This is a genomic window from Salinithrix halophila, assembly GCF_042650125.1.
Lineage (GTDB): Bacteria > Bacillota > Bacilli > Thermoactinomycetales > DSM-45169 > Salinithrix > Salinithrix halophila.
The window spans coordinates 811986-820435 of record NZ_JBHSAP010000007.1 but is presented as its reverse complement, the minus strand read 5'-3'; the positions used below and the strand labels follow the sequence as shown (position 1 = coordinate 820435).

Sequence of the window (8450 nt, the reverse complement as noted above, 5' to 3'; positions counted from 1 at the left end):
CCTATTAGACAAAGGCGAGATCACCAAGGGTGAATACGAGTGGGCCAAGGCCAAAATTCAGGGCGGGATACATATAAGAAGTTAAGGGCTATTGTTACCCTTGTTTCAAAAAGCTGGCCGAGTGTGACCTCTGTATCGTAAAACCGGAATTGTGCCATTACGACAAGGGCACCTGCCGTGACAACGCCTTCGGGGAGTCCCACTGTATGCAGCCTCATTATGTCTATCTGGCTATCAGCAGTGATGTTAAAGTGGGCATTACCCGGAAAACCAACGCTATCAAACGTTGGGTGGATCAGGGTGCTGTCGCTGCCCTACCTCTCGCCGAAGTGCCGACCCGGAAAGCAGCCGGTGAGTTGGAAGTCTACCTCTCCCAATACCTCACGGATAAAACCAACTGGCGCCGTATGCTGAAAAACGAGATTGCCGACCGCGATCTGAGGGAAGTGCGGGAAGGGCTTCTCGATAAAATCCCGGACGTTCACCGTCCCCATCTCTTAAAGGAGACGGAGATCCGCCGCTTCCGGTATCCCCACCTCTCCGTTCCAGAGAAGGTGAAGGCCTGGAACCTGGACAAGCACCCCGAGGTAGAAGGAAAGCTCATCGGCATCAAGGGACAGTATTTGATCCTGGACACGGGCGTGCTGAACGTGCGGAAATTTTCGGGGTACAAAGTGGCGTTGGCGGTGTGAGGGGGTGTAGGAGTAGATGTACATAAAAGGTCGGGTGGAACTTCACCTCGACCCCTAACGAAAAGAAGATTATTATTAAAGTGGAACGTGAATGAAAGCAGGTTTGAAACTACTGAAGTTGGATGGGGATAGAATTCCGTCCGGCTTTTTTATTTTATCTTTTTCTTGATCACTGGATCATGTCCCAATAATTAAAAATGCGCCAGCCTTCTACACTACTTATGCACAATGTTACTTTCCATCATAGACGTATCGACATTCCGTGTTATTTTCCTCCTCTTTTAACAAAAGTTTTCGTTCCTCAGGGCGTCTAAAACGATATATCTTCGTTTTTCCTGATAAATCCACCCTTACTCTATTATCATCTAACATCGAATAGTGACCCTGAGTAACGGAATCCACTTGAGCTTTAGATACAAATACCACCCATTTGTCAGCTTCCCAGTCTTCATGAAAAATCATGGTAGTAAAACATCCTGACTGGTTTTTGGGATATAGTAACCATGATCCCTCAACCTTATCGCATCCTGTAAACACTAGTAGAATAAGTACTCCTAATCCATATTTTTTCATTACCTAAGACTCCTTTATAAAGTTTATTCATGTAACATTACAATTTGTCAAACCATTCTGAGTCATTTTAAGGTAACACAATATAACTGATGGGGCCAGCGCTTTACCCAGAATAAGTGGGAGCTGGGAAGCAAACCTTACTTTAGAGGGAAGGGGGTGGAGGAGAATGCCCACCTTCGTCAATACCAATGTTCAGTAATACCAACCTTGCATTCAGATGCTCCAGAACTGTGCAGAGATTTGCTCCATCGCCTCTCGGTATATATCTCGAAATAGCATGTACGCCACACAAATCTGTGGTGTATGTGCGACGATTTGCGAGGCATGTGCACAGGATTGGGGTATTCTGAATTAGAAAGTCGGTCTACAAGTTCCTTATTAGGGATTTGATGGGGTAGTTATCTAAGGAGGTTGGGTCTGATATTTCGGATATTCTCCTTGAAAAAGATTTCGTAAATCGTTACCATTTATATATGAACATATGTTCATGTTAAAGATGAACCTTTCCCTCATAACACGCGAGGAGGAATAATGATGCACCATCATCACGGTCATGGAAATTCCCCTCATTCTTTGGGTCGACAGCGTCAACAGAACCGTATGGGACTCTCCATCGCTTTGGGGATCACTTTTGGGATTATGTTACTGGAGTTCATTGGAGGACTTCTCACCAACAGTCTGGCCCTTCTCGCGGACTCCGGTCACATGTTGAGCGATACGGGGTCGATCGCCCTGAGTCTGGTCGCCATGTGGTACGCAACCAAGCCTTCTTCTCCGAGGAAAACCTACGGTTATTTCCGGTTCGAAATATTAGCCGCCTTATTCAACGCTGTTACGTTATTCGTTATTGCGGGATTTATTGTCCGTGAAGCTATTGCTCGCTTCCTCGAACCGCCAAAGGTGGCCGGTGGATCGATGATGATGATCGCAGCCATCGGGTTAGTGGCGAATATAGCCAGCGCGTTCTTTCTGATGCGCAAGGGGGATGTCAAAGAGAACGTCAACCTGCGTAGCGCCTATCTCCATATCCTCGGGGACGCGCTGGGCTCGGTGGGTGCGATTGTCGCCGGTTTGCTGATGATGCTTTTTTCCTGGTACGTGGCGGATCCGATTATCAGCGTACTGGTCGCCCTCCTGATTCTGCGCAGCGCTTGGGGTGTATTGCGTCAGTCCATCCACATCCTGATGGAAGGCACCCCGATTACGGTCGACCAGCAGAAAGTGGAGGACTCCCTAAAAGCCATCCCGGGGGTAATCGATGTTCATGATCTCCATATTTGGACGATCACTTCCGGTTTGGATTCCCTGGCCTGTCACCTGTGGGTCTCGGAAGAATCGGACGAACAGCACATCCTGCAGGAAGCCATTCGACGCGTGGAGGAAGAGTTTCAAATCAGACACACCACTATTCAGGTGGAAAAGTCTCAACTTCAACATATGGATTGTGAGTTTTGAACGGAAGGAACCCATGAGTTGCAGGAAAAGTATTTCAGCTCATGGGCTTATTATTAACGAAAATTTCGAATAAAATCAGCCGGTGTATTGATGAGTTCAAAGTCCGATCAACTCAAAAGACGCTCCCACACGGCTTGAACTTTTGGGAACCGTTCTTCGATGATTCGAAATACCTGGTCGATAGGGATGGGGCTGGATGCGGATGACCACAGGGAATCTCACACTCCACAACTCCTTCCGAACCTGCTTTAAATCTTCCCTCAATTGCTCTTCCGTTATCCTCTTCTCCTCAGCCATACGAGCGATTTCATTGGCTAGGCTGTTAAAATCAATGGTGCTGGCTTTGGTGAGCGTGACTTTTCCTTCCTTTTCCATAAAGGCGGCCTTATTCCCCTATTTTTTAAATATTAATCGGCCATAATGGGTTGACTTTTGCTTTTATTGGGGGGCTTTGTTGGTTTTTGAAAATATACCACCCTGTCAAACTTATGATTTAGGTGATAATGGCAGGTTAGTTTAGTTTAAAGTTGTTTGTTGGCGTTATTTGACCCCCCTCATATATTGTAGAATTCGTAGCAATTTGCTAATGGTAACATTCATTGCTATATTGGGAAAAGTCTTAATCCTGTTTATAGGAGTGGTTAAATGGCTGTCCAGACTACGCAACAAGGAGCCAAAAACATCTTTTCTTCGGAGCTTTATCAGTCTGTTCGTTTGCCTTGTACCCAGGCAGAAACCTTGCCGGCCTGGTGCTATACCTCTCGGGAATGGTATCAACGGGAATTGGAAAGGATTTTCCTCCCCGCATGGCATTTTTTAGGTCGTTCAGAACAGATACCCACTCCTGGTGATTATCTAACCGAATCTTTTTTCGGTAAGTCGATTATCCTCATTCGAGGAAAAGATCACCAAATTCGTGCCTTTTATAACAGTTGTCGACACCGCGGCTCTAAGTTATTGACGGATAAAGGGAACTGTAAGTTTATTCAGTGTCAATACCATAACTGGACATATCAATTAGACGGTTCCTTATGTGGTACCCCATATATGGAAAAAGTAGAGAACTTCGATAAATGTGATTATGGTCTAGATTCCGTTCGTTGTGAGACAATGGAAGGGCTCATTTTCATCACCTTTAACAGTTTCGCTCCAAGTCTGGATGATTATTTGGGTGACTACCGAGAATTGGTAGCCCAACCTTACCAGTTAAAAGATATGGTTTGTGTAAGAGAGTTTGAATACAAACTAAAATCTAACTGGAAATTTTATGTTGAAGTAGATATGGAAACGATCCATACTCCGAATATCCATAAAAGCTCGATCGGTGTTCAAGAGGTTGAACGGCCTCTTACATGGATTAGCGTTTATCATGAATCGGAAGAAACGGTGGCGCTTCATCCAGGCAAACGGCACTTAGGTTTCCCTCATATGGAGGGTTTGACAGGAAAAGCGGCAAAGGGAACGTACTTTTCTATTTTATATCCGGGGTTTTTTATTGTTACTACCAAGGATGCTATGTGGTGGATACATAAGATCCCTGAGGGACCGGAAGAGACCCGTGTCAAAGTGGGCTTCTGTTTTCCGCTAAAGACTGTAGAGCGACAAGATTTTAAGGAAGTAGCCCAGCGTTATTATGCACGTTGGGGTCAAGTGATTGAGGAAGACAATTGGATTACGGAATTTCAACATGAAGTGATTCATTCCAGTCGGCCAGGCCGCTATTCACACAAAGAGTTTGTCGTTCATGAGTTGGACAACTGGATTTTAGATAAAGTACTAGATTAAAAGAGGGTGTCGCCGATGGCGACACCCTCCATTCGAAAGGAGTTACTATGACAGATCTCTCAAAATTCGGCTTTAATAAGATTCGATGGACCATCTTTACTTTATTGACGTTGTCGTTTATCTTAGGGTTTTTTCATCGGTTTGCGCCTGGGGCCTTCGCGGAGGCGGTGAGGGGAGAGTTTCACATCTCGGCGGCGGCGCTGGGGACTCTGGCGTCGATGCATTTCTATACGTATACCGTGATGCAGATTCCTTCCGGGATTCTCATTGATCGTTTTGGGGCGCGGTTGAATGTGAGCATCGGAGCCGTCATTGCCGGTTTGGGTTCCATCGTGTTTGGGTTGGCTCCCACCTTTGCTGTTGCCAGTCTGGGTCCGTTTATCGTCGGATTAGGGGTTTCCACGATTTTTGTCGGCATTATGAAAAGCAACAGTTTGTGGTTTCGGGAAAATCAATACGGATGGATCAGCGGGATCACCATGTTACTGGGGAATGTGGGATCCGTTTTGGCGGCGGGACCTTTGGCGGTGCTCTTGCAATGGTTTTCTTGGCGAAGCATCTTCGTCGTGGCGGGAATCCTATCGGTGGTGCTCTCTCTCTTAACCTATTGGTTGGTTCGGGATACCCCGCAAGAGGCGGGCTTTCAGCCAGGGAAGGGGTACCTTCCATCCCAAGGCCCCGTTTCACCCAACCATTGGTTGCAAGATTTGAAAACGGTCCTATCCAACAAAACGATTGGGTTCACCCTATGGGCGGGTGTCGGAACCAACGCCACTTTTTATGCCTTTGCCGGGCTCTGGGGTATTCCGGTGTTGCGGGACGGTTTCCATCTCTCTAACAACGAAGCGTCTCTGTATACGACCGTTGCCCTTGCCGCCTATGGAGCAGCCTCTTTGGCCATCGGGTGGTTTTCCGATAAAATCGGTTTGCGCAAGCCGTTGATCATTCTGGGAAATGCGCTTTCTTCAGTGGGCTGGCTGGGCCTGGCCCTTCTACCCTGGAACCCGGGATGGAGCGCATGGCTCCTGTACCTGCTCGTAGGAATCGCTGCTTCTCAGATTGTCGTCACGTTTGCAGTGGTGAAAGAGGTGGTACCCTCTTCGATTTGCGGCATGGCTTTAGCCTTTTTGAATGCCGGCATCTTTTTGGGCGTGGCCCTGTTGCAATCCTGTTTTGGGTGGATAATGGATTTGAGCTGGAGTGGCGCTATGGCAAACGGGGCACCGCAGTACACCTTTCCTGATTATATCGGGGGCCTGTTGTTATTTGCGGCGGTCAGTATGGTGGGGCTGGTGTCCAGTTTTTTTGTCACCGAAACCTATTGTCAAAGTGTCAAAGAGAAAGCCGCTTAAATTCCTTCCGTCCGGAACACCCGGGCGGTTTTATTTGATTCATCCGACGGGTTATTTACATACCTACCGGGGGTATAGTATATTGAGATGGAAGAAAGTCGGGAATAACCAACGTTTAGGGAAGCGTTAGTGCAAGAGGAGGTGACAGGTGTGGAAAAGAAGGCTGTTCTGCAAATCAGCGGCATGACGTGCGCGGCTTGTGCCAGCCGGATTGAGAAGGGGTTAAACCGGTTGGAAGGGGTCCAGTCTGCCTCGGTGAACGTTGCCATGGAAAAAGCCTCGGTTACCTATGATCCCGACCGGACAGACCGATCTCATTTGGAGCAACGGATCAAGGATTTGGGTTATGACACGGTGAAGGAGGAGGCCGATCTTCGCATTGAGGGGATGACCTGCGCCGCCTGTGCCAGCCGAATTGAAAAAGGGCTGAACCGGCTGGAGGGTGTCAGCGAGGCCCATGTCAACTTGGCGTTGGAATCAGGCCGGGTTCAATACAGCCCCGGTCAGGTATCGGTGGAGGCGATCATCCGCAAGGTGGAGCAATTGGGTTACCGGGCTGCGCCCAAGGAGGAACAGGGACCCGAAACGGATCACCGACAAAAAGAGATCGCGGCGCGACAGCGGACCTTTTGGCTTTCTGCGTTGCTTTCCTTTCCGCTGCTGTGGTCGATGGTCGGCCATTTTTCCTTCCTATCCTTCCTGTGGGCACCTGAGTTATTGATGAATCCATGGTTTCAACTGGCATTGGCGACACCGGTCCAATTTATCATCGGTAAGCCCTTCTATACAGGGGCCTATCAAGCGTTACGCCATGGAAGTGCCAACATGGATGTCCTGGTGGCGTTGGGGACTTCCGCCGCGTATTTCTATAGCCTTTGGCTGACGCTTTCCTTCGGAAATCATCCCGGACACGGGGTGGAATTGTACTACGAAACCAGCGCGATCCTGATCACCCTGATCTTGCTGGGCAAACTCTTCGAGGCCAAGGCTAAAGGGCGAACCTCGGAAGCGATCCGCAAGCTGATGAGCCTAGGGGCTAAGAAAGCGCTTGTCCTCCGAGATGGGGAAGAGGTTGAGATCCCGGTGGAGGAAGTGGTGACTGGGGATCTCGTACTCGTGAAGCCAGGGGGGAAAGTTCCCGTGGACGGTGACGTGCTGGAAGGCACGTCGGCGGTCGACGAATCGATGTTGACCGGTGAGAGTATCCCAGTAGATAAACAGCCGGGGGACCACGTGATCGGGGCTACAATCAACAAGAATGGGCATCTGAAAATCCGAGCGACCCGTGTCGGAAAGGATACCGCACTGGCACAGATCATCCAGGTGGTGGAAGAAGCCCAAGGCTCCAAGGCCCCGATTCAGCGGATTGCCGACCGGATTTCTGGGGTGTTCGTCCCAATCGTGGTAGGAATTGCTCTGGTGACGTTTTTGGTCTGGTATCTGGTAGCGAATCCGGAAGATTTCGCTTCCGCTTTGGAAAACGCCATCGCGGTTCTGGTCATTGCCTGTCCCTGTGCCCTGGGTTTGGCTACACCGACCTCGATCATGGCTGGTTCCGGGCGCGCCGCGGAACGGGGCGTTTTGTTCAAAGGTGGAGAGCACCTCGAGATTGCTCATCGGGTGGATACGGTCGTGTTGGATAAGACGGGGACTGTGACACGAGGGGAACCGGTGCTGACTGATATCCTCTCCTTGGACAGCGATGAAAAGGAATGGCTGCCTTTGGTGGGCGCCGCTGAAAAAAAATCGGAACACCCACTGGCGGAAGCCATCGTCAACGGAATCAGAGAAAAAGGGACGGAGCTCCCTCCGGCAGAGGCGTTTACATCCATACCCGGTCATGGGATCCGGGCGGCTGTGGAGGGAAAAGAAGTCCTGGTCGGTACCCGAAAACTGATGCATCATTATGAAGTCAAAGGCCCATCAACCGATGAAACCATGAGCCGCCTTGAACAGGCGGGCAAGACGGCGATGTTGGCTGCCGTGGAGGGCCGGATCGTCGGAGTGGTAGCGGTCGCGGATCCGATTAAGGAGACTTCCGGGGAGGCGATCCGCCGTCTCAAACAGAAGGGGCTGGATGTGATTCTGCTGACGGGAGACAACGAACGGACCGCACGGGCGATTGCTAAAGAAGCAGGGATCGACCGGGTGATCGCAGAGGTGCTTCCAGAAGAAAAGGCGGAAGAAATCAAGAAACTCCAGGCTGCCAGCAAAAAAGTAGCCATGGTCGGCGACGGGATCAATGATGCCCCGGCCCTGGCGACAGCGGATATCGGGATGGCGATCGGTACCGGCACCGACGTGGCCATGGAAGCCGCGGACATTACCTTGATGCGAGGGGATCTGAACAGCATTGTCGATGCCGTTTCCCTCAGCCGTTATACCGTACGCAACATCCGCCAGAATCTGTTCTGGGCACTGGCGTACAACGTGATCGGCATCCCAGTAGCAGCCGCCGGTTTTCTAGCCCCTTGGCTGGCCGGAGCCGCCATGGCCTTCAGCTCCGTCTCCGTGGTCCTCAACGCCTTGCGTCTGCAACGGATCAAGCTGTAGAGTTGTCCCCAACCCCCACTTTGTCAATAACCTGAAAGCC

6 protein-coding genes and 1 pseudogene are annotated in these 8450 nt (G+C 50.0%); 5 read left to right on the top strand and 2 right to left on the bottom strand.

Annotated features, from left to right (window positions below; all coding sequences use genetic code 11):
• Positions 1-86: 86 nt before the first annotated feature.
• Positions 87-692 (top strand): annotated as a pseudogene (locus ACFOUO_RS06155) (DUF2797 domain-containing protein); the annotation flags it as partial.
• A gap of 231 nt (positions 693-923) precedes the next feature.
• On the opposite strand, the gene ACFOUO_RS06150 reads toward ACFOUO_RS06155, so the two are convergent.
• Positions 924-1265, bottom strand: a complete 342-nt coding sequence (locus ACFOUO_RS06150; RefSeq protein ID WP_380703209.1) for a hypothetical protein — start codon at positions 1263-1265, stop codon at positions 924-926.
• Positions 1266-1799: 534 nt separating this feature from the next.
• On the opposite strand from ACFOUO_RS06150, the gene ACFOUO_RS06145 reads away from it, so the two are divergent.
• Positions 1800-2720, top strand: a complete 921-nt coding sequence (locus tag ACFOUO_RS06145) for a cation diffusion facilitator family transporter (RefSeq protein WP_380703207.1) — start codon at positions 1800-1802, stop codon at positions 2718-2720.
• 96 nt (positions 2721-2816) lie between these two features.
• Here the strand turns inward: ACFOUO_RS06145 and ACFOUO_RS06140 are convergent, their stop codons facing one another.
• On the bottom strand, positions 2817-3095 hold the full coding sequence (locus ACFOUO_RS06140; protein ID WP_380703205.1) for a hypothetical protein: 279 nt from the start codon (positions 3093-3095) through the stop codon (positions 2817-2819).
• A gap of 270 nt (positions 3096-3365) precedes the next feature.
• On the opposite strand from ACFOUO_RS06140, the gene ACFOUO_RS06135 reads away from it, so the two are divergent.
• The 3 genes from ACFOUO_RS06135 (at position 3366) to ACFOUO_RS06125 (ending at position 8410) form a co-directional block, all read left to right on the top strand.
• Positions 3366-4505 (top strand): aromatic ring-hydroxylating oxygenase subunit alpha, encoded by a 1140-nt coding sequence (locus ACFOUO_RS06135; RefSeq protein ID WP_380703203.1) that lies wholly within the window; start codon positions 3366-3368, stop codon positions 4503-4505.
• Between the two features lie 47 nt (positions 4506-4552).
• Positions 4553-5857 carry an MFS transporter gene (locus ACFOUO_RS06130; RefSeq protein ID WP_380703201.1) on the top strand — a complete coding sequence of 435 codons (1305 nt, stop codon included), beginning with the start codon at positions 4553-4555 and terminating at the stop codon, positions 5855-5857.
• Positions 5858-6007: 150 nt separating this feature from the next.
• A complete protein-coding gene (locus tag ACFOUO_RS06125; protein ID WP_380703199.1) occupies positions 6008-8410 on the top strand; it encodes a heavy metal translocating P-type ATPase in 2403 nt (800 codons plus the stop codon).
• Positions 8411-8450 lie beyond the last annotated feature (40 nt).